This window comes from Halomonas sp. 141, from assembly GCF_002810305.1.
GTDB lineage: Bacteria > Pseudomonadota > Gammaproteobacteria > Pseudomonadales > Halomonadaceae > Vreelandella > Vreelandella stevensii.
This window is the reverse complement of record NZ_PINZ01000149.1, coordinates 1-365: the sequence shown is the minus strand read 5'-3', so window position 1 is coordinate 365 and position 365 is coordinate 1. Positions and strand designations below refer to the sequence as shown.

Below are 365 nucleotides of genomic sequence, written 5' to 3'. Positions count from 1 at the left end.
ACGCCGTTCTGGTCGGTGATGGTGATCGCCACCACGCTGCCTTCGGCAACGTCGGCGCTGGTGCCGCTGATGTCCAGCGTCGCGGCGTCATTGTCGACGGTGGCCGTCACGCTCAGGGCAGACTCGACCGCGTCCAGCACGGCCGTGGTGTCAGCCTCGATCTCGTTGCCGTTGTTGTCGGTGGCCACTGCGTCGATGGTCAGCGGGCCGTCGGTCAGGTCGCTGACGTCTACGCCGTCCACGCTGTACGTGCCGTCCGCTTGTACCGTGGCTTCGGCAGTGACGGTCACGCCGTTCTGGTCGGTGATGGTGATCGCCACCACGCTGCCTTCGGCAACGTCGGCGCTGGTGCCGCTGATGTCCAG

Annotated in this window: 1 protein-coding gene; it reads right to left on the bottom strand. The window is 66.8% G+C overall.

Features of this window, described 5'->3' with window-relative positions:
* The coding region (locus CWI66_RS17760) for a hypothetical protein (RefSeq protein ID WP_198517620.1) at positions 1 to 365 on the bottom strand (365 nt) is incomplete at both ends.